General features: G+C 61.9%; 15 protein-coding genes. 4 read left to right on the forward strand and 11 right to left on the reverse strand.

What is annotated here, in order from left to right; translation table 11 throughout:
• The first annotated feature begins 153 nt into the window (after positions 1-153).
• From BLT85_RS04655 to BLT85_RS04665, 3 genes are all read left to right on the forward strand, one after another.
• A complete protein-coding gene (locus BLT85_RS04655; RefSeq protein ID WP_093397396.1) occupies positions 154-786 on the forward strand; it encodes a LysE family transporter in 633 nt (210 codons plus the stop codon).
• A gap of 607 nt (positions 787-1,393) precedes the next feature.
• A complete protein-coding gene (locus BLT85_RS04660; protein ID WP_093392059.1) occupies positions 1,394-2,143 on the forward strand; it encodes an alpha/beta hydrolase family esterase in 750 nt (249 codons plus the stop codon).
• 108 nt (positions 2,144-2,251) lie between these two features.
• Positions 2,252-3,688 (forward strand): sodium-dependent transporter, encoded by a 1,437-nt coding sequence (locus tag BLT85_RS04665; RefSeq protein WP_093392060.1) that lies wholly within the window; start codon positions 2,252-2,254, stop codon positions 3,686-3,688.
• Here the strand turns inward: BLT85_RS04665 and BLT85_RS04670 are convergent.
• Positions 3,651-4,175 (reverse strand): ankyrin repeat domain-containing protein, encoded by a 525-nt coding sequence (locus BLT85_RS04670; RefSeq protein ID WP_093397399.1) that lies wholly within the window; start codon positions 4,173-4,175, stop codon positions 3,651-3,653. The two genes, BLT85_RS04665 and BLT85_RS04670, sit on opposite strands and share 38 nt — an antisense overlap.
• Positions 4,176-4,360: 185 nt before the next feature.
• Here BLT85_RS04670 and BLT85_RS04675 point away from each other — a divergent pair, with 185 nt between their 5' ends.
• Positions 4,361-5,539, forward strand: a complete 1,179-nt coding sequence (locus tag BLT85_RS04675; protein ID WP_093392061.1) for a multidrug effflux MFS transporter — start codon at positions 4,361-4,363, stop codon at positions 5,537-5,539.
• Here BLT85_RS04675 and selB read toward each other — a convergent pair.
• The 10 genes from selB to BLT85_RS04730 all read right to left on the reverse strand — a co-directional run bounded on the left by selB (position 5,496) and on the right by BLT85_RS04730 (position 19,103).
• Positions 5,496-7,388 (reverse strand): selenocysteine-specific translation elongation factor, encoded by a 1,893-nt coding sequence (gene selB, locus BLT85_RS04680; protein WP_093392062.1) that lies wholly within the window; start codon positions 7,386-7,388, stop codon positions 5,496-5,498. The two genes, BLT85_RS04675 and selB, sit on opposite strands and share 44 nt — an antisense overlap.
• Positions 7,385-8,776, reverse strand: coding sequence for an L-seryl-tRNA(Sec) selenium transferase (gene selA / locus BLT85_RS04685; RefSeq protein WP_093392063.1), 1,392 nt, complete (start codon positions 8,774-8,776; stop codon positions 7,385-7,387). The genes selB and selA overlap by 4 nt, the downstream gene beginning before the upstream one ends.
• A gap of 180 nt (positions 8,777-8,956) precedes the next feature.
• Positions 8,957-9,487, reverse strand: a complete 531-nt coding sequence (locus BLT85_RS16970; RefSeq protein WP_273701375.1) for a UGSC family (seleno)protein — start codon at positions 9,485-9,487, stop codon at positions 8,957-8,959.
• Positions 9,484-10,938 carry a thiol reductase thioredoxin gene (locus tag BLT85_RS04700; RefSeq protein ID WP_093392066.1) on the reverse strand — a complete coding sequence of 485 codons (1,455 nt, stop codon included), beginning with the start codon at positions 10,936-10,938 and terminating at the stop codon, positions 9,484-9,486. The genes BLT85_RS16970 and BLT85_RS04700 overlap by 4 nt, the downstream gene beginning before the upstream one ends.
• A gap of 87 nt (positions 10,939-11,025) precedes the next feature.
• Positions 11,026-12,489: a methyl-accepting chemotaxis protein gene (locus tag BLT85_RS04705; protein WP_093392067.1), complete on the reverse strand. Its 1,464-nt coding sequence runs from the start codon at positions 12,487-12,489 to the stop codon at positions 11,026-11,028.
• Between the two features lie 190 nt (positions 12,490-12,679).
• Positions 12,680-13,897 carry a beta-ketoacyl-ACP synthase I gene (gene fabB, locus BLT85_RS04710; RefSeq protein WP_093392068.1) on the reverse strand — a complete coding sequence of 406 codons (1,218 nt, stop codon included), beginning with the start codon at positions 13,895-13,897 and terminating at the stop codon, positions 12,680-12,682.
• Between the two features lie 10 nt (positions 13,898-13,907).
• Positions 13,908-14,423 carry a 3-hydroxyacyl-[acyl-carrier-protein] dehydratase FabA gene (gene fabA / locus BLT85_RS04715; protein ID WP_093392069.1) on the reverse strand — a complete coding sequence of 172 codons (516 nt, stop codon included), beginning with the start codon at positions 14,421-14,423 and terminating at the stop codon, positions 13,908-13,910.
• Between the two features lie 198 nt (positions 14,424-14,621).
• The gene (locus tag BLT85_RS04720; RefSeq protein ID WP_093392070.1) at positions 14,622-16,190 is read right to left on the reverse strand and encodes a class I adenylate-forming enzyme family protein; all 1,569 of its coding nucleotides are present in this window, start codon (positions 16,188-16,190) and stop codon (positions 14,622-14,624) included.
• Between the two features lie 112 nt (positions 16,191-16,302).
• Entirely contained in the window at positions 16,303-18,222 is a 1,920-nt protein-coding gene (locus BLT85_RS04725; RefSeq protein WP_093392071.1) for an ATP-binding protein, read from the reverse strand.
• Complete coding sequence (locus BLT85_RS04730) at positions 18,219-19,103, reverse strand: hypothetical protein (RefSeq protein ID WP_093392072.1); 885 nt, start codon at positions 19,101-19,103, stop codon at positions 18,219-18,221. The genes BLT85_RS04725 and BLT85_RS04730 overlap by 4 nt, the downstream gene beginning before the upstream one ends.
• Positions 19,104-19,129 lie beyond the last annotated feature (26 nt).

Here is a 19,129-nt window from a genome sequence, read left to right on the forward strand (position 1 = left end):
GCTGCAGCCCGTCGGACATTCGCCAACACCCCCCGCCAGCCCGATACCCAGGCAAAAGGATCCCGAGTATCGGCCTGGAGCGCTGCGGGCTGGTGGGCCGCGGTGCTACTATTTCGCACATCGCGCTCAAGCGCCTCGTTCATGGACAAGCACGTGACTTTGGAAACCTGGCTGGCCTTTTTGCTGGCATGCTGGATCATCAGCCTCTCGCCAGGGGCCGGCGCAATCGCGTCGATGGCCAGCGGGCTCAACTACGGGTTCGCCCGTGGGTACTGGAACGCCATCGGGCTGCAGCTGGGGCTGCTGATGCAGGTCGGTATCGTCGCCGCTGGTGTCGGAGCGGTGTTGGCGACGTCTGCACTGGCGTTCACGCTGATCAAATGGTTCGGTGTGTTGTATCTGCTTTATCTCGCTTATCGGCAATGGAAGGCGCCGGTGGGGCAGATCGAGCCTAGCGCGCAACCCGCGCCTGCGGGCCGGCCTTTTGAACTGATAATGCGTGGTCTGGTTATCAACGCCAGCAATCCGAAGGCCGTGGTCTTCATGCTCGCCGTGCTGCCGCAGTTTCTCGACGTGACCAGGCCCTTGCTGGCCCAGTACACGGTTATTGCCGTGACGATGGTCGTCGTGGATCTGATCGTGATGGCCGGCTACACCGGGCTGGCCTCGAAAGTTCTGCGACTGCTGCGCTCGCAGCGTCAACAAAGGGTGGTTAACCGCAGCTTCGCCGGGTTGTTTGCCGCCGCGGCCGGGCTTCTCGCGCTGGTGAAGAAAGCCAGCGTCTAATCGGGCGGTGCTGTGTGCACCCGCTACGTAACCCCGATTTTTGAATGACTCGTCCTCTCGCCTGGGAGTGTAGTTGAACGGTCCTGGGCATTTCCGTGGTCGATGCTCTGTAGCGCGAATCGTCGCGGTTTCGACAGGGCGTGAACCCGGCCGAGCGTATATTTGCGTGCAAAAAGATCCGCAGTTTCCGCACTTTTTGTGTCTTCTGGTTTCAGACCGAATGGTACCCAGCGAAGCGATACGCACCCGCCGCGTACCGGCTCGATCAAACCAAACGTTCCAGACCGGACGGAAATGAGGAGGCACCGTGAGCCTGAAAGCGATCTGTTGGGCTTCTCTATTACTGTTAGCCACCGGGTGTGGCGGTGGCGGGGGCGGTTCAGATAGCCCGCCTCCAGAAGAGCCAGTTGAAACGCCTACAGAGCCAATTCCCGAGCCCGCGCCGACTCCGACGCCTGAGCCAGAACCCACCCCGGAACCGGAACCGGAACCAGAGCCGGATCCGGGTGGCGGAGGCGGAACAACCGATCCAGAACCAGAACCCGAGCCGGAACCTGAGCCCGAACCACTCCCTCCATCAGCCTCGCTGGGCTGCGGCGCAACCCAAATGTCTGCCGGCGTCAAATCGCTAACCATCAACGGCGTCCAGCGTCAGTACGAAGTGCAGCTTCCCAGTGGCTACGATGCGGACACGCCATACCCGGTGGTGTTCGGCTTCCATGGCCGCGGTCGAGAGGGAGAATTCCAGAATTCGTCATACGGCAATCTCCAGTCGACCATGGGCGACAGCGCCATTCTCGTTTATCCGAACGGACTCTACATCGAGGACCAGACTGCCACTGGAGAAAAGGTATCCAACAACGACGGAGAAAGCTGGGAGACCAGTGGGCCCGACGACTTGCTCTTTTTCGATGCCATGCTGACCGATCTTACCGAGGGCCTGTGCGTCAACGAAAATCGGGTGTTCGCCGCCGGTTTCAGCATGGGCGGGTACTTCAGCGCGAGGCTGGGCTGCGAACGCGGGGATGTCATCAGGGCATTCGCGGCAGCCGGAGCCGGGCCGCCGGAAGCCAGCGTGAACAGCTGCCCTGGTTTGTCTGGCGCCTGGGTCGCGCATGACCCGGAAGACGTCTATATCGACTACACCACAGGTGGTGTGGCGCTGCGCGAATATTGGAAGGACGCCAATATGTGCGGCGACGTCGAGACCGCGGTCGGTAGCAATGGCTGCGTTGAGTACACTTGTGGCGGCGAGAAGACCCGCTGGTGCGAATACAGCGAGGGCGCGCCCAACCACCACAGGTGGCCGGGCTTTGCGCCAAGCGAAGTGTGGAATTTCTTCCAGGCATTCAACTGAAGCGATCTATCCGACCGGCCCGCGTTGGGGGCCGGTCGGGCTGCTTCTCTGTTTGTGATACCCTTGCGCGCCGAGACAGCCTGAATCAGCAACTCGGATCAAAAATCAATGACTTCCAGCAAAGTATGGACCCACAAGGGTACCTTCCTTCTCGCCGCGGTAGGCTCTGCCGTCGGCCTCGGCAATCTGTGGCGCTTCCCGTATCTCGCCGGTGAAAACGGCGGTGGCGCGTTCATCCTCATATACGCGCTCACCATCGCCATGGTCGGCATCCCGATACTGATTGCCGAAACGCTCATCGGCCGGAACAGTCGGCGCAGCCCGATCATGGGTATGGCGCACCTGACCCGTACGCACGGGGCAAGCAGTGCCTGGCGCGTCATCGGCTGGATGGGTGCCGCGGCGGCGTTCATCATTCTGAGCTTCTATTCGGTCATTGCCGGGTGGGCGGTTCATTACACCGGGCTCATGTTCTCCGGATCCCTGGCCGGGGCGAGCGCCGAAACGATCAGCGGCTCGTTCGATACCTTGCTGGGTTCGCCCGGTTTGCTGCTGGCCTACCACAGCGTATTCATCCTTGTATCCGGTCTGATCGTGGGGATGGGCATTCACAAAGGTATCGAAGGCGGACTGCGCTTCATGATGCCGGCACTCTTTCTGATTCTGGTGATCGTGCTCGGATACGGCCTGGTGGTCGGTGACGCGGCGGCCGCTTTCAGCTTCCTGTTTACCTTCAATTTCGACGATCTGAGTCTCGAAGGCTGGCTGGAAGCCATGGGCCAGTCGTTCTTCACGCTGAGCCTGGGCATGGGCGCGATCATGGCGTACGGCGCCTACATGTCCAGCGAAGCGTCTCTCACCCGTACCGCTTTCTGGATTGCCGCAGTCGATACATTGATCGCTCTCATGGCCGGGCTTGCGATATTTGCCATTGTTTTTGGCAGCGGACTGGAAGCAGGGCAGGGGCCGGGTTTGATGTTCGTCACCCTACCCATTGCTTTCGCCGGCTTGCCGGGCGGCGCGATCCTTGGCGGCGTGTTCTTCGTGCTGGTTATCGGTGCGGCGCTGACCTCGGCAATTTCGCTGATCGAGCCGGTGGCTGCCTGGTTGGTGGAGCGCTTCTCCATGAGCCGTCCCGCCGCCGTCGCGCTGATGGTCGTATTATGCTGGGCGCTGGGTTTGGTCACGGTACTGAGCTTCAACCTCTGGTCAGAGGGAACGCTGACTCACGAACTGTTCGGCAAGTCGCCCTTCGATGTGCTGGAGTTCATCACCAATATTCTGATGCCGCTTGGCGGGCTGCTCATCGCCTTGTTCGCTGGCTGGACCCTGAGCCGCAACGAGGTGCTACGCGAGATGAACACCTCGGAAGGCTGGTTCAAACTGTGGCAATTCCTGGTGCGCTTCGTCGCACCGACCGCGGTCGCCTTCGTGTTCCTTCGGACCATCCCGCAGGTCGAAGGTTACGTAATCCCCGCAGTCGGCGCAGCGCTGATTATCGGCGGCTTTACCCTTGCGCGGACGCTCTTGGTGCGACGCTCCTGAGATAGGCAGCGGTATCCGTCGCTCCCATCGCCTGGGCAAGCTGCAGCGCAGTCTTGCCCTCGCTGTCGCGCATTTCGCTGTCGGCGCCTGCTTCGATCAATCGCAGCAGCAGGTCGGTGCGGTTGAACATCGCCGCGAACATCAGCGCCGTCTTGCCGCCCGGAGGCAGCTGGTCCACCTCGGCGCCATACTCCAATAGCAACTCGACGATCGCGTGGTCTCCCTTGAATACGGCGCCGGCCAGCGGCGTCTGGGCGCGGTCGTTGGCCAGAGAAGGGTCACCGCCGTGATCAAGCAGCAGGCGAGTGGTCTCAGTCCGGCCATGGTAACTGGCGAGCATGAGCAGACTGTCCCCGGTGGACGTCAACAAGTTGGCCGGCAAACCTGCGTCAAGCAGCGTGGCCAACTCGGCGGAATCCCCGTTGCGGCAGTGATTGAACACCTTGTGGGCAAAGGCAAGGGTGTCGTCGTCTAGCATCGTTGGCATGGAATGGTTCCTTTTGGCTACGGTCACAAGACTGGCACCGGATCGGGCGCAGGGAAAATAGATTTCGCCAATGCACTCGATCGGCACTGACAGCGCAACAGTCTGTTGCCGCCACGTCAGCGAGGTTTCTGTCATCATGTGTTGCTCCAGCGATCATTGTGTCTCGCTAGCCTTTCTGGTGGTTCATGACTTTACGACTGCTGCTCATACTGGGCGGCCTCAGCGCATTCGGCCCGCTGGCCATCGATCTGTATCTGCCAGCTTTTCCGGCTATGGCCGCCTCGTTCGGTACGGACAGCGAGCACATACAGCTTAGCCTGTCTGCCTATTTCATTGGGTTGGCTTCCGGTCAGCTGTTTTACGGGCCGGTCGCCGACCGCTTTGGCCGTCGCAAACCGTTGCTGTTCGGCATCGTGCTGTTCTGTCTGGCTTCGCTGGCCTGCGCGCTGGCGCCGTCACTGGAATGGCTGTTGGCGGCGCGTTTCGCGCAGGCCTTGGGCGGTTGTGCCGGCATAGTGGTGAACCGGGCGGTTGTGCGCGATCTGTGTACACCGATCGAAGCGGCGAAGGCGTTTTCCCAGTTGATGCTGGTGATGGGCGTCGCACCGATTCTCGCGCCTCTGGGCGGTGGCGCTCTGCTCGCCCTGGGCGGCTGGCCGCTGATCTTCCTGTTTCTGGCGGTGTTCTCCGGCGTGTATATCTTCGCGGTCTTCTTCGGCCTGCCGGAAACCATTTCGCAGACCACGCCCCGGGCGCCATTATCCAGTGCTTTGGGACGTTACGGCCGGCTGCTGCGCGAACCGGTGTTCATGTATCACGCGCTGACCGGTGGCATAGCCATGGCGGGGATGTTCGCTTACATCGCTGGTTCGCCTTTCGTCTTCATCGAACTCTATGGCGTGCCCGCGGAGCATTTCGGCTGGTTCTTCGGTGCGAACGCCGCAGGTTTCATTCTCTTCGCCCAGTTCAACAGCCGCCTGTTGCGCCGCCGCTCGCCGGTCAAGGTGCTCAAGCTGACCAGCACGATCTACCTGGTGTGCACCCTGTTGCTGCTGATTGTAGCGCTCAGCAATCCCTCTTCGTTGTGGGTGATGATGCCGCCGCTGTTTGGCAGTGTCGCGGTTATCGCGTTGGTGCTGCCAAACTCTTCGGCCAGCGCGATGGCTGGTCATGGCCACCAAGCAGGCGTGGCTTCCGCCTTGATGGGCACCATGCAATTCGTGATCGCCGGCATTACCTCGGCCGCAGTGGGCGTGCTGCACAACGGTACCGCGGTGCCCATGGCCGCTGTCATGGCAAGCTGCGGCGTGCTTGTGGTCATCATGGCGAGGCAGGCCCGGCGAGCCAGCGCCGCCCAAGCCTGAGGCGAGTCAGTCCACTGCGGTCGAAGTATTCCAGCACGGCAATGCTGTGATTGCGCCCGATCTTGGTCAGGTCACGGAATTCGGCTGCGGTGAAACCGCCGTCGGCGCTCTGGTTGGCCATACATTGCGCCGATCGATATAGCTGGTCGGCCAATTTGGGCAGCAGGTAGCGATTGCGTCCGACGAAGACGAGGATGCCCAAGGCACTCAGTTCATCCAGCGCCGTTTGCAAAACGCCACGCTCCAGTTCGAGCTCGTCGAGCAGCTCGCCAATGACTGGCGGACGCGGTTCGCAAGCTTCGAACAGAGGTTGCATGCGTGCGAAAAGCTCCTCGGTTGCTGCACTGGGTCTGGGTTGATGATCTGGCCAATGCAGCGACGGACCTGTCTGGACAATGCTGCCATCATCCAGTGCCACGCGCACCGCGTGTGACAGCAGCTGGCTGGGAAGCTTGATCTGCAATCGCCGCGCCAGTGCTGCGAAAGTCGGTCCGCGCAGCTGCGGTGATTCGGCATGGAACTCGCGCACGGTGGCGATAAGCGCCTGAGTGCATTGCGCGAACTGAGACGTCTTACAGGCCCAGTTCCCGCGTCGATACAGCTGGCCGGCCGCGAGCATCGAGGCGACCAGTGAATCCATTGCCTGCTCGCTGATGTGGCGGCCGCGACGAAGGTCGGCCAGGTCTATACCGTCTTCCGATGCCTCCAACCGATCCTGCAGGGTTCGCGGCAGGTCGCAGTTGTCCAACGCTCGCAGCATCACCAGGCGCTTGGCCGACTGCCGGCCGCGGGAAGGGGCCATTGGGTCGACGACGATCCCACTGCCGACCAGCCGATGGGTCGTCGCGTTGCGTATGACGAAACGATCGCCGCTGCGACAAGCGAGCGGTTCAGCGAGAATCCACTGTGAATAACCCTGGGGATGCCCGTCCTCGATACCGCGTAACGGCACCTGGCGCGCCACCACGGTACCACCACCCAGGTGCAGCTGCAGGTCGCCGCGTGCGGAATGCTTGGTCAGCCGATCCATCCGCGCGTCCAGCCGCTGGGTGAGCAGCCATGCCTTGTCGTCAAGCAATTGCGAGCCGCGCTCGTATGCGCCGTCTGCCAGGTCGCCGGCAAGGTCCAGTGCACCGCGTTGCCCAGCTGCCAAGCTGGCCGCTGGCTGGCCATGCCGTTGTATCGAGCGCACCCGGACCGTCGTGCCACCTGGTGTCAAGCGCAGCGTTTGACCCGGCTGCACCGACCCCTGGTACAGCGTACCGGTTACCACATGTGCCGCACCGGGGCGGTGGAAGTGCCGATCGATCCAGAACCGCGGCAGCAATTGCGTGTGAGCGGCGTGGTGACACCTGCCCAAAGCGAAGAGCATCTGGCGCAGGTGGTCGATGCCCAACCCGCTCAGACTGTCGACCTCTGCAATATGGACCGTCTCGATGCCGGCTTCGGCCAGCCGCTCACGCATGTCTTGCCGGAGCGCATCGCGCGCGTCGGCGGTGGCACGAGACACCTTCGTCAGTACTACGATCGCCATGTCCACTGCCAGTAAACGCATTAGTTCGACATGTTCCAGGGTCTGCGGCATCGGGCCGTCGTCTGCGGCCACCACGAGCATTACCGCATCAACCGCGCCGACTCCGGCCATAAGCGTGCGCATGAAGCGCTCATGCCCCGGAACGTCGACAATGTCGATCCCGCTGCCGTCAGGGGTCTGTAGCCAGGCGAAGCCAAGCTCGATGCTCAGCCCGCGGCGGCGTTCTTCTTCTGTACGGTCGGTATCCTGGCCGGTCAGGGCGCGCACCAATGCAGTCTTGCCATGGTCGACATGACCCGCAGTTGCAAGAATCACCGTCGATCCTTCAGCTGTTCAAGGAAAGCTGTTTCGTCATCCAGGCAGCGACAATCAAGAATCACCGAAGCATCCTGAATGCGCCCGATAATGGGTACCGGGAGTCCACGCAAGCTGGCAGCCAGAGCATTAAGCTGGCTACCGGACCGCTTCGCAGTGGCGCTGCGTAGCACCAGGGCTTGACTGGGGAGTTGCTCGATTGGTAGGGCGCCACTGCCAATCTGTCCCATTACGGCTTCACTGGTAACCTCGTAACCTTGCCCGACCCAGGCGGCGAGCGGTGCCATCAGCCGCTCGCATTGTTCCGCGATATTCTCGCGTGAGCGGCTCAGTGCCCGAAGGCTCGGCAAGCGTTCACCAAGCCGTTCAGGATCGGAATACAGGCGTAGCACGGCCTCAAGCGCTGCGATCGTCAGCTTGTCGCAACGCAAGGCACGCTTGAGCGGATTCTTTTTCAGACGGCCGATCAGTTCACGGCGGCCGACGATGATGCCGCACTGTGGCCCGCCGAGCAGCTTGTCGCCGCTGAACGACACCAGATCGGCGCCGTTGGCGATGCTGTCCATTGGCGTCGGTTCGGCTGGCAGACCCCAGCGACGCAAGTCGACAAGGCTGCCACTTCCCAGATCCACGATGTACGGCAGATCGTGATCGTGGGCGAGCTGAGCCAGGCGTTGTTCCGGCACGGTTGCCGTGAAGCCGACCACCTTGTAGTTGCTGGTGTGAACGGTCATCAGCAAGCTGGTGCGCGGGGTGATCGCCTCGGCGTAGTCGGCCAGGTGCGTGCGGTTGGTCGTGCCGACTTCGCGGAGTTTGCATTGGGCTCGGAGCATCACATCCGGCATACGGAATGCGCCGCCGATTTCCACCAGCTCACCGCGCGAGACGGGCACTTCCTTGCCTTTGGCCAGTGTGTTGAGCATCAACAGCACGGCGGCTGCGTTGTTGTTGACCACGGTGGCAGCTTCCGCGCCGGTGAGCCGGCACAGCCACGCTTCGAGGTGGGCATCGCGATCGCCACGCCGGCCGCTATCCAGATCGAACTCCAGATTGCTTGCGCCGCGAGCTACGGCTGTCATCGCCGCGATGGCTTCCTCGGGCAGTGGCGCGCGGCCCAGGTTGGTATGCAGCACGGTGCCGGTCAGGTTCAATACCCTGCGCAGCGAGGGCGATAGCCGGGTGGTCAGTATGTTTTGTACGGCGCCGCAGAAGGCATCGGCATCGAACGGAGTCACAGTGATTCGCAGCGTGGAAAGCGCCTGCGCAATGATCTCTTTTACCAGCGGCTGGCCATGCTGTGCAGCAAGCTCTGCCACCCACGGCCAGCGCAACAGCTGGTCGACCGAGGGAAGGGTGCGGCGGGGATCAGCGGAAAGGTCCATGTACATCCATAGCGTAACGGTTGAAAGGTTCGTTGAAACGCGTGGTTTCGGATGCCCGATAGGGAAGGGACGGGGCGACGAACCGCCCGCTGCCGTAAAGGCAGCGGGAACTACGAGACGTACTCGCGCGTGCCCAGGTTCGTTTCCGATCGGACCCGCAGCGATAGGTCAGGCTCGCTTGATGACTCAGGTGTCCTGTCTGGTCAGCGCCTCCAAGATGTTGGCGAACGCCTGATCAGCCAGTGCGCGTAGTTCATCATCGGTCCGGTCCTGAATCGGATGTGGTACGAAGACCATGTCCGGATTCATGCCCAATGCCTTGCTCTGCAGCGCCGCCGCTTCGACAAACTCGGTTGAAGCGATACCAACGCCCGGGATCTTGCGGCCTTCGAGGTCGCCTATGTCATGCATACAGCACGACGTACAGGAGCCTCAGTCAGCCAATCCTTCTACCAAAACGTCGCACTCGCTGGCGATGAGTTGCTTTAGTTCGGTCGGAGCGATCCGGGCGAACGTCGGCTTGCGATACCGCTTCACTTCGATACCGCGCTCCGAGAGCAGGGCATCCAGTCGATCGAGAAATACATCGCCGCGTGATTTGGAGATGTCCAGGAGACCGACGGTCAATCCTTCCAGGCTTGCCGGCCTGGCACTCAGGCTACGGCCGGCCGGGGACGATTCGGCGGTCGGGTCGAGCAGTGTGGTCGGCGCGTTCATGCCGTTACCTCCTTGCTTACCGGGGTGGAGCCAGTCGGGCCGGAGGCGGCCCAGCCAGCGATGACGGCGGAGAACAGACCGGCCGGACCTCCGGCCCGGACGATCAGCAACCCACCGGGTCGAAACTTGGGAATATCGGCGCTGGCGAAGTTCGCCGGCATGCCCTCGGCGATGCCATCGGCACCGACCACCAGATCCTTGCCAGGCATGACCAGCAACTTGTCCAACTCTTCGCGCAGGCGAGCCTTGCTCCAGCCCGCGTCAAGAAACACCCGCGCGTGCTCCGGAGAGACGACCAGCATGGCATCGCCATGCATGGCCAACTTGTAATGATCAACTGCGCGCAGCGAGAGGGCGAAGCTTCGGGCCAGCGACTCGGGCGTGCGGGACTTCTGATCGAGAATGCCCTGCACGCCTTCGGCAGCGAACAGGGTCACGACTGACTGGTCCTTGCCGAAGCCGCGCTCGACAGCCAGGGAGTCCCACTCGCCGTCCTCGGCTTCGGCAAAGCAGAAGGTGTATTTGCCGGGCGTACCGAGGGTGGCGCGATCAATCTCGCCGGGACGGCCGCCGCCGACGTTGCGTACGACCAGCTGCAGCGCGCGACCGATACTGGCGTTGGCGCGGTTTCCTTGCCCCAATGCATTCACGCCCGAATTCATTCCGATCTGCGTGGCGGCGGGGCCGTTTACCAGAACTAGCGGGCCCGCGAACATGGTCGTGCAGAGGAGACCGTGCATGCCGAACTCGTCGATCAGTGCAGCTTCCACTGCGGCAAGCACAACCGGCATATATTCGGGTTTGCAGCCAGCCATGACCGCGTTGATGGCGACTTTTTCGACGGTACAGGGCACCAGGTCTGGCGGCATCAACCCAAGCACTTCCTCCGGTTTGCGCGCGGTGCCTTGCAGCATCCGGTAAACGCGCTCCGGCGTCGGGGGCACAACCGGTAGTCCGTCGCTCCAGCCGCGATCGAAACAGGCTTCGATGGGGTCTTCGCTGTCGCCGATCTCAACTTCACGCGAAGCAAAGCTCACCGCGCCGAAGCGTATGGCGAGGCGATCCGAGACACCCGGGTCCTGGGTCTTCGAACCACAACCGGGACGGGAGGCGGGCAGGTCGGCGCCAAGCGCAGTGCAGCCGCTTATCCGCTCCCAATCTTCACGAAACCACCCGTAGGTCCGCTCGATCTCCGCACCGTGGTCACGGCGGATAAGCGTAGGGACGATTTCGCACTCAAGGGACCATGACCAGGCCAGGTCCGTGTCGTCTATCTGTCGCGCGTGACCGGCAGAGAAATCAGCGACGTCCTGGGCGACGACGGTGATGGGGATGCCGCTGTCGGACAGCTGAGCAAGCACCGGCTCGATGAGGCTGCAGGTCGGGCAGGCGCGCTTGACGATGACGATGAGTCCGTCAGGAAGAGCAGGGAGCAGATTATGTGTTGTCATCCCTTGTTTGTAGCAGGTTCCGTTCGGCAGGCAAGCACTATCAGCTGGGCTGATGAGTGCCGCCTTTTGTCGCAAATCGAGACACCCTCACCGGGAAGGAAGCAGCCCCGCGCATGATTCGTCACCGGTAGCGGTCTGTGGTCGGCTCTGGCCGGGTTGATTAAGCAGCGCCGAAAGCCGTACGTCGGCGCCCAGCACATAGCGCAACTGGCCCTGGCGATCGAATACCGGCGCCGATAAGGTGAAGCAGAATGCGTCGGTTGCGGATGAACGATACACCGGGCTGATGTACGGCTTGAGGTCGTCGCGCACGGCCTTGAACCACGGACGACCCACCCAGTTACGCCCACGGACGCTACCTTTGCCAGTGTCAGCCAGGTCTTTCGCAAAAATGTTCTCACTGACCTGGGTGCCATCGGCACCGACCAGATACATCAATTCGAAGCGATGATCACGCGCGATGTATTCCTGCATGGCGCGCTCGGCCTGAGCCGTTCCGTCGAGCAGAGCGGGTTCCGTTGCGAAGCGCTCGATTCGCTCGCGTACCTGCTGGTGCACGCCAAGCTGGAACCGGCCCAGTCCGTCGAGCAGGTGATCGCCTTCGCTTCTTACGGCCTCGCTGTGCTGGCTTACCTGAGCGGCCTTGCGCAGCAACTGATGGGCGACGCCCGAGATGCTTTGCACGTCTTCGCTAACCGAGCGAACTGCCGCACCGATCTGCTCGGTGCCGCTGGCCATGCTGGTCATGCGCTGATCGAGCTGCTCCATCCCCTGAACCGCATCGGCCAGCCGCTGATCGACGCGCAGGATGCCGTCGCGGCCCTCGGCGATCGAGCGATGCATGCTCTCACCGGCGTCCTGCAGGTGCTGCATGCCGCCACGAAACCCTTCGATGATGGTGCTTACCCGGTCGGTGGCTTCGGTGGTATGACCAGCCAGGCGCCGGACCTCCTCGGCGACGACGGCGAATCCACGACCCTGCTCGCCGGCGCGCGCCGCTTCGATGGCGGCATTCAGGGCGAGGAGGTTGGTCTGCTGGGAAATAGTGGCGATCATGCCGATTACCTGGGTGACTTCCTCGATCTGCTTGCCGAGTCGTTGTATTTCTCCGGCGAGCTGGCTCTCGGCATTTTGAATGGTGTCCACCTGTGTCAGCACCAGACGGCTGTCCGTTTCACACTGGCGAAGCTTGGAGGTGACCTGGCCGGCCAGGCCGGCAATCGCCGATGCGCTGGGCACCAGTTCCGACTCGAGCGTTGTGCTGATTTCCTCGATGGCGCTGGCAATCATCTCGGCGGACTGCGAGAGCTGTTCGCCGTTGCGTTCGGTCTCACCGGCGATCGAGGCGAGCTGGGGAGCGTGCGCGGCGATGCCGACTGCAGCGTCAAGGCTGGTTGCTATGCGCTGGTGCAACCGTTCGACGAATTCAGGCAGGCCGCTCAGCGAGCCGCGTTGCGCGGACGGCTTCACGCTCAGGTCAAGGTTGCCGAACAGGCGCGTGTATACAAGCGAATCGGCTGAGTTGATACGGGAAAAGGTAAACAGGCCCATGGTGTGTCCTTGCTCAGGGGGAACGATCAGGTTCGTCGAAGCAAGGATGGTGCCACTGGTACTGTGCCGATTTGTCAGGCTGGGAGACGGGAAGTTGCCCTGGAACAGGGCGAAACGGGAAGCAGATGCCCGCAGACGGGCGAGAAAGAGCAGTCTGGCGAGCGGCCTGGCAGGCCGCCCGCCAGCCGTATCAGGCTCCGGTCCAGCGCTTCATGATCAGGGTGGCGTTGGTGCCACCGAAACCGAAGCTGTTGGACATCACCACATCGACCGCTTGATCCAGTCGTTCACGCAAGATCGGCAGGTCACCGGCGTTCTCGTCCAGCTCCTCGATGTTTGCCGAGGCGGCCAGGAAGTTATCCCGAAGCATCAGCAGGCAATAGATCGCCTCCTGCACACCAGCGGCGCCGAGTGAGTGACCAGACAGGCTCTTGGTAGAGCTGATCTTCGGCGCCTTGTCGCCGAACACTTCACGAATCGCCTTGAGTTCGGCGACATCCCCGACCGGAGTAGAAGTGCCGTGCGTGTTCAGGTATTCGATGGTGTCGTCGACAGTCGCCAAAGCCTGCTGCATGCAGCGCACTGCACCTTCGCCGCTCGGCGCGACCATGTCGTGGCCGTCGGAAGTAGCCCCGTAACCAATGACCTCGGCATAGATCTTCGCACCGCGTGCCAGGGCATGCTCGAGCTCTTCCACCACGACCATGCCGCCACCGCCAGCGATCACGAAGCCGTCGCGCTTGGAGTCGTAGGCGCGCGATGCCTTCTCTGGTGTTTCGTTGTAATCGGTGGACAGGGCGCCCATGGCATCGAACAGCATCGCTTGGGACCAGTGCTCTTCCTCACCGCCACCGGCGAAGACGATGTCCTGTTTGCCGAGCTGAATCAGTTCCGCAGCGTGGCCAATACAATGCGCACTGGTCGCGCAGGCCGAGGAGATCGAATAGTTCACGCCCTTGATCTTGAAAGGCGTCGCCAGACAGGCCGATACGGTGCTGCCCATGGTACGCGGCACACGATATGGCCCGATCTTCTTGACGCCTTTTTCCCGCAGGATATCGACCGCTTCCATCTGGTTCAGCGTCGAGGCGCCGCCGCTACCGGCGACCAGGCCGGTGCGGACGTGACTGATCTGTTCATCGGTCAGACCTGCGTCAGCAATCGCCTGCTGCATGGACAGGTAGGCGAAAGCCGCTGCATCACCCATGAAGCGCTTGAGCTTGCGGTCGATCGCGGCATCCAGATCGATTTTCACGCTGCCGGAAACCTGACTGCGCAGGCCTTTCTCGGCGTATTCGGGGTTGAAGGTTATGCCCGGCTTGGCCGCCTTGAGGCTGGCCGCCACGCTGTCCAGATCCTGGCCAAGGCAGGAAATGATGCCCATGCCTGTAATCACGACGCGACGCATAATGGTGTCCTCAGAAGCTGTCTGTTGAAGTGAACAAACCTACCCGCAGCCCTTCCGCGGTGTAGATTTCACGGCCGTCGACGGCCATGCTGCCATCGGCGATGCCGAGGGTCAGCGAACGGTTGATGGTGCGCTTGATGTGAATGGTATAGGTCACTTTTTTCGCGACGGGAAGTACCTGACCAAAGAACTTGACTTCGCCGGAACCGAGTGCGCGACCGCGCCCTTCGTAGCCTAGCCAGCCGAGGTAAAAGCCGACCAGCTGCCACATCGCATCCAGCCCGAGACAGCCCGGCATTACCGGGTCGCCTTCGAAATGACAGGCGAAAAACCACAGATCAGGATGAATATCCAGCTCGGCCACGATCTCGCCCTTGCCGAACCGTCCCCCGGTATCGCTGATGTGCGTAACACGATCCATCATCAGCATGTTGGGTGCGGGCAACTGCGGGTTACCGGGGCCGAACAACTCGCCGCGACTGCACTTGAGCAGCTCTTCCCGGTCGTACGCGTTCTGTCTAGACATTAAAAGCTCCTGCTGTACCCCGCCTGGGCGGGATGCTGATTGTTCTGCTGGACGGTACTGATCCATCCGCCGGCGTAAGCTCAGACTGCCTGGCAGCGGTGAAAGTCACACCCGGTTTTAACCAGGCGCAGAGGATACCCGCAAGCCAGCCAAGAACAAAATTTCTTCGGTTCAGGCCGGCCAGGGCGATGACGCAGATCAATCCAGCTCGCCGAACTCCGCCTGGAAGCGGTCGCGCAGTTCGCGTTTCAGTACCTTGCCGATGGCGCTTCGCGGCAATTCGTCGGTCAGGATCATGCGGTTGAGCCGCTGGGTTTTGCCGACGCGCTGGTTGAACCAGTCAAGGATGTCCTCTGCCGCCGTGTTCGCACCCGGTTTGAGTACAGCATAGCCCACCGGAGTTTCGCCCCAGCTTCGCGACTGTACTCCGATCACCGTGACCTCCAGCAAGTCTGGATGCTGGCGGAGCTCTGCCTCCAGGTCGCTCGGATAAATGTTGAAGCCGCCACTGATGATCATGTCCTTGCGACGGTCCATCAGCGTCAGGAAACCATCCTCGTCGAAGCGACCGACATCGCCGGTTCGAATGAAGCGCTTGCCGTCGCTGTCGTACCACTCGGCTTCACGGGTTTTTTCCGGTTTGTTGAGGTAACCGGTCATCATCGCAGGGGAGTGTCCGACGACTTCGCCGATCTCGCCGTGTGCGAGTTCGTTGCCGTCTTCGTCAATCACGCGCATGTCATGGTTTTCCAGCGGCTTGCCGACGGTGCCGAGCTTGTCCGGGAATTGGTGAGCCGCAAGCATGCAAGAGCCACCGCCTTCGGTCATGCCGTAGAACTCGATCAGTCCGCCCGGCCAGCGAGCCAGGATGTCCGCCTTGAGTTCGGCATGGAAGGGTGCGCTGGTGCTGAATTTCATCACGAAGCTGGACAAGTCGTAGCTGCCGAAATCCTCCCGGGCCATGATGCGCTGGTACTGCACCGGCACCAGCATCGTATGAGTGACTCGATGCTCGGCGGCCAGCTTGAGATACTTCGCTGCGTCGAACTTGGCCATCAGCACGACGGTTCCGCCCAGGCCCAGCGTGGGCAAGAACGAGACCAGAGTGGTATTGGAATACAACGGAGTGGAAATCAGCGTGACGCAGTCCGGACCATAGCCGAAGACAATCCCGCGCTGAATGTGCGACCAGCGCATGCCATGGGATTGCACGATGCCCTTGGGTTCGCCTGTGGTGCCGGACGAATAGATCACGTTGAAGGATTGCTCGGGCTGGATCTGTACCGGTGCCGGCGCGCCTTCGGACAGCCAACCACTGAAGCCCTGCGCTGGGCGGCTATCGTCCAGCGTGAACAGCGGAATTTCGATTCGCTCCTTCACTCCAGCAAGAGCCTGGTCACTGCTCTGGTCGACAAAAAACAGCTTCGCCGCGGAGTCCTTGAGCATGGTCAGCAGACTCTCCGGCGTGGATGAAGGTGCCAGGGGGGCGACGATCACGCCGGCGCGTAGTGCGCCGAGAAACAGTACCGCGTAGGGAATCGAATTGGCCGAGCATATCGCGACCGATTCGCCGGGACGTACCCCGTCGCGCTGTAATGTCGCAGCGACCTGATCAACCAGCTTGTCGAGCTCACGATAGGTAACGACGCGCGCATCCTGAACCAGCGCCGGATGGTCCGCGCGCTCCCTGGCGTGCAGGGAAATCAAACTGGGCAGAGTGGTAAAAGGTGTCTCGAGGGTGATTGGAGAGCTGACGCTGGCATTCATTGTTGTTGGCCCTTGTACGGATGGGAATGGTCGCTAGTGTCGCCATTTGGCGCAGCGGAATCCATGCCGGACTGCTGCCGGCGGGGCGAAGAATGGTGAGCGATCAGTCTGGTCAATGATCGACTGTAGCGTCACCTATCCAGCGGCTCAGTGTCTGCTGCAGAGATTGGCGCGCCAGGGGCTTGCCGAGAAATGCCTGCATGCCGGCGTTCAGGCAGCGGCTGCGGTCGCCTTCGGTGGCGCTAGCGCTAAGCGCGATACAGGTAGTGACCGGGCGGCCATGGTTCTGGGCGAGCCGGCGGTAGCTGAGATAGACGCTTACGCCATCGCTGTCAGGAAGCTGAAGGTCCATCAGAACCGCCGCGAAGGGCTGTGCCGACGTCAGGTATTCCAGGGCTTGCTCGCCCGATTCGGCGACCACGACCTCATGCGAGAGGCTGCGCAACATACCCTCGATGACCATGCGGTTCACCGGGTTGTCCTCGACCAGCAGTATCGGGTCGCGAGAGCCTGTTCTCGAGACGGGGACGGGGAGTTCCGGCTCGGCGGGCGAGTCAGCCAGCTGCAGGGGAATGCTTAGCGTGAAACACGAGCCCTGGCCTTCCACGCTGCTGGCATACAGGTCGCCACCCATGCGACGAGCGAAAGTGCGCGCGATGGACAGCCCGAGCCCGGTCCCACCGAATCGGCGCGAGGTGCTGCTGTCGCCCTGACGGAAGGCGTCGAACATACTCTCCAGCCGGTCGTTAGCGATCCCGATCCCGGTGTCCTTGACCTGGCACTGCAACCAGACCCGGTCCGGCCCGTCTTCGTCCCAGTTTGCATGCACCGTGATCTCGCCTGTCTCGGTGAACTTCAAGGCATTGCCGATCAGGTTGACCAGAATCTGTCGTATGCGGGTCGGATCGCCAATGACCCGAGTCAACTCGGTCGGTCCGTGCAGGTCCGTGCGCAAACGCAAGGTTTTCTGCGAGGCGGGATGTTCGAAGGCAGCGACCGTCTGCCTGATCAGATCGGGCAGATCGAAGGTGAGCTCTTCCAGTTCTACCGCACCGTTTTCGATGCGCGAGAAGTCGAGGATATCGTTGATCACCTTGAGGAGATGGTGTGTGGAATCGCCGGCGATCTGCACATACTCGTCCTGCTCGCGATTGAGTTCGGTGGTTTCAAGCAGCTGCAGCATGCCCATTACCCCGTTCATCGGTGTGCGCAACTCGTGGCTCATCATCGCAAGAAACTCGGACTTGGCGCGGTTGGCCTGCTCGGCTTCTTCGCGCGCGGCAACGAGCTGAGCGATACTGCGCTGCTGGCTGTCCCGCGCTTGTTCCAGGTTCTGCGCCAGGGCATTGATGTTGCTCATCAACTGGCCGATCTCGTATCTGTCCTGGACAGGAAGCCGGGTATCCAGCTGGCCACCTTGCAGTGCTTTGACCGCCTTGCTCATCTGCTCCATCGGGCGGGCCAGCGCACGCGCCAGACGCACGGCCAGCGCGAGGGAAGCGAGTAGCACGATGAATGCCAGCAGGAGCGTATCGACCAGAATGTCAGCCTGCCGGGCGAGGAATGCACGCTTGCTGAGATACACCTGCACCTGACCCAGGTACTGGGAGCCCAATTCGGAAATGTCCGGCGCGTCGAGCAGGTAGCGGTCGCTGGCGATCGACACACGCTGGCGCCGGATGTCCGCAGTGAAAACGTTAAGCTCTTGCGACTCGATCTGTTCCGGTCTACTCAGACTCGCCAACCGCGTTCCGCGCGCATCATAGACCTCGGCACGCTGCACATTGGGCAGTTCCAGCGCGGCCTGAAGGAGCGCGCGCAGGTTGGCGGAGTTGCCGCTGATCACACTGTATTCGGCTGCGGGGGCGAGCTGGCCTGCAATGAGTTCGCCAGTGTCGCGCAATTCCCGGTCTACATCTTCGAGGCGAGTCGCGGTGAACCAGATCACGGCGAGCAAGGCGAAGAGAAGGGCGGGCACTACCGCAATGATGATCAGGCGGCCCTGGATCGTGCCTCTCTGCAGGACATTCACGGGAGCTGCTCCTGTTGGCTGAGGATCTCGGCCAGGCGGTCGTCGTCAGGAATCGGGAGCCCGAGCGAGCGCGCTACTTGCTGGTTGCTGAGTACGGAAAACTGCTCGGGATACCTCACTGCGGCGGGCGCCCAGGTCGCGTTGAGCATCTGATCGACGCTATCGGCCATCTCTCGCGCGGTGCTGTAAGTGGTGCTCAGGCTGCCAGCGGAGATGAACGGAGCGGAGGGCCCGATCAACACCTTGTTGCGCGCATAGCTGGTAAGCAGGATGGTCTTGAGGTTATCGGCGTTGTAAATGCTGGGATCGTCCAGCCCCACCAGCGCATCACTCGAGTCGAGTACATCGGCGACCCGGCGGGCCAGCTCGCTTGCTTCGCCAACCAGAGCCGCCGAAACCTCCAGCTGCTGCTCTTGCGCCGCCTTGCGCCAGGCATCAACCCGCGACGCCGTCGCCGGACTGTGCAACAGCCCGACCGTATCCAGGCGCGGTAGCAGCAGACGCGCCAGGGCCAACTGACGCTGTGGCTTCGGCGTTGCCAACAGTGCCTGAACCGAAGCCGGAAGCTGCGCTTCGATCGCCTGGACAGAGCTGGCAGTCACATAGGTAGCAATGGTCGGAGTGTCGGTCTGGCTTGCCAGCCGCCAAGCCATGCTGCGCTGACCCATGGTGACCAGAACGTCGGCGTCGGGTGTCGATTGCTCGTACTGTTGAACACTGGCGACAGTGACGCGGTCTTCAGGTCTCCGCTCGCGCAGCGCTTCGACGAACTCCTGAGTCAATGCCGTTTCGCCGGGAATGACCACGGCGATCTCGGCGGCATGCGCGAGCGAGGCTGCCAGCCAGACGAGTAGTGCCGATATCAGACGATGCGCGGGCAAGGCCGGTTACCTGATCCAAACCGATG

This window comes from Halopseudomonas xinjiangensis (genome assembly GCF_900104945.1).
Lineage (GTDB): Bacteria > Pseudomonadota > Gammaproteobacteria > Pseudomonadales > Pseudomonadaceae > Halopseudomonas > Halopseudomonas xinjiangensis.

Coding starts and splice junctions, on each gene's coding strand:
- BLT85_RS04660 (WP_093392059.1), top strand. CDS start 1,394: ATGTCTGCCGGCGTCAAATCGCTAACCATCAACGGCGTCCAGCGTCAG.
- BLT85_RS04665 (WP_093392060.1), top strand. CDS start 2,252: ATGACTTCCAGCAAAGTATGGACCCACAAGGGTACCTTCCTTCTCGCC.
- BLT85_RS04670 (WP_093397399.1), bottom strand. CDS start 4,175: ATGCCAACGATGCTAGACGACGACACCCTTGCCTTTGCCCACAAGGTG.
- BLT85_RS04675 (WP_093392061.1), top strand. CDS start 4,361: ATGACTTTACGACTGCTGCTCATACTGGGCGGCCTCAGCGCATTCGGC.
- selA (WP_093392063.1), bottom strand. CDS start 8,776: ATGTACATGGACCTTTCCGCTGATCCCCGCCGCACCCTTCCCTCGGTC.
- BLT85_RS04700 (WP_093392066.1), bottom strand. CDS start 10,938: ATGACAACACATAATCTGCTCCCTGCTCTTCCTGACGGACTCATCGTC.
- BLT85_RS04705 (WP_093392067.1), bottom strand. CDS start 12,489: ATGGGCCTGTTTACCTTTTCCCGTATCAACTCAGCCGATTCGCTTGTA.
- fabB (WP_093392068.1), bottom strand. CDS start 13,897: ATGCGTCGCGTCGTGATTACAGGCATGGGCATCATTTCCTGCCTTGGC.
- fabA (WP_093392069.1), bottom strand. CDS start 14,423: ATGTCTAGACAGAACGCGTACGACCGGGAAGAGCTGCTCAAGTGCAGT.
- BLT85_RS04720 (WP_093392070.1), bottom strand. CDS start 16,190: ATGAATGCCAGCGTCAGCTCTCCAATCACCCTCGAGACACCTTTTACC.